1 protein-coding gene and 1 rRNA gene are annotated in these 1,527 nt (G+C 45.3%); both read right to left on the bottom strand.

Translation table 11 applies throughout. The annotated features are described in order from the left end of the window. Positions 1-87 (bottom strand): 16S ribosomal RNA (locus tag A3750_RS12780); the annotation flags it as partial. 499 nt (positions 88-586) lie between these two features. Then, positions 587-1,527, bottom strand: a 941-nt coding sequence (tyrS, locus tag A3750_RS12775) for a tyrosine--tRNA ligase (RefSeq protein WP_068548341.1), incomplete at its 5' end; no start/stop codon positions are given.

Genomic DNA, 1,527 nt, shown 5'->3' with positions numbered 1-1,527 from the left:
AGCAAGCTAGATCTGTTACCGCTCGACTTGCATGTGTTAAGCCTGCCGCCAGCGTTCAATCTGAGCCATGATCAAACTCTTCAGTTTAATCTCTCAAGTGATTCCAAAAGGAATCTAAATTTTGCTCAAGTAAAACTACTGTATAAAACAATTACTGTTTACAATAAATGAATTCACAGAACGTTGACTTGATAATCTCTTAATAGCTAGAAACTCCTAAGAACTTCAAAGCTTTAACGTGACATCATCTCAGTCAGCGCCCACACGAATTGCTTGGTTAATTTTTAAAGATCGGTGCTTGATGAACTGCTTCGTTCCCTCAAGCGAGGCGCGTATTCTACAGAGCCTCACATTCTTGTCAACGACTTTTTTGAAGTTTCTGATTTATTTTTTGAAGCCAACAAATCAGCGAAAAGTTATCAACAAAACCAGGTACTTATATAGCCTATATTTCCGCTAACCCGGCTCGTCTTCGCTTTTCGTTCAACCCTTGCGGGCTGTCTCTCAAAGCGAGCGCGCATTATAAATATCCTGACCTTGCGGTCAACACCTTTTTTATAAAAAATCGAGTTTCAACGCGCAACGACTACTTAATAACCACCCGAGCAATTTTCTTCTTGCCTGCCTGCACCACAAAGCGCCCACTGACCCGAAGCTTTAGTGTCGCCTCAACCGGCTTGCCGTCAACATAGACTGCACCGCGCCCAAGCACATCTTTAGCAGCTGCACCATTCTTCACCAAACCCGCCAAGCGCAACACTGCAGATATAGGCAGCTCCTCCTGCGAATCCGCATCAACCACAACCTCCTCAAGATTCTCCGGAATCTCACCAAGAGCAACCTGATTGCCCACTCCTTTGTGCGCACTGGCAGCAGCTTCAGCCCCATGAAAGCGTTCTATGATTTCACGAGCAAATATATCTTTGACCTCTTGAGGGTTACGCCCAGCATCGACAGACGCCTTTAACTCAGAAACCTCAGTCATATCCTTAAAACTTAGCAGCTCAAAATATCGCCAAATCAATGCGTCAGGCATCGACAATAACTTTGTGTACATCTGCCCAGGCGCATCATTTACCCCAACATAGTTGTGCAAAGACTTAGACATCTTCTGCACACCATCCAATCCCTCTAGAAGCGGCATCGTTACAATATTCTGAGGGGGCTGTCCGGCGCTTTTCTGCAAAGTACGCCCCATAAGAAGATTAAACTTCTGATCAGTCCCCCCCAATTCCACATCTGCACACATCGCTACGGAGTCATAACCTTGAACGAGAGGATATAAAAACTCATGGATAGCAATTGACTGCTCCCCCTTAAAACGCTTACTGAAGTCATCACGTTCCAACATCCGCGCAACAGTATATTGCCCAGCCAAGCGAATCATATCGCCCGCACTCATTTTGCTCATCCATTCCGAGTTAAACATCACTGTGGTTTTCTCAGGATCTAGAATCTTAAACACCTGCTCTTTATAAGTCTGAGCATTCTCCATTACTTGCTCAGCCGTTAATGGCGGACGCGTTG

This window comes from Oleiphilus sp. HI0079 (assembly GCF_001635105.1).
Note: the sequence above shows the minus strand (reverse complement) of the source record. Positions and strands in the feature narration are given on the sequence as shown.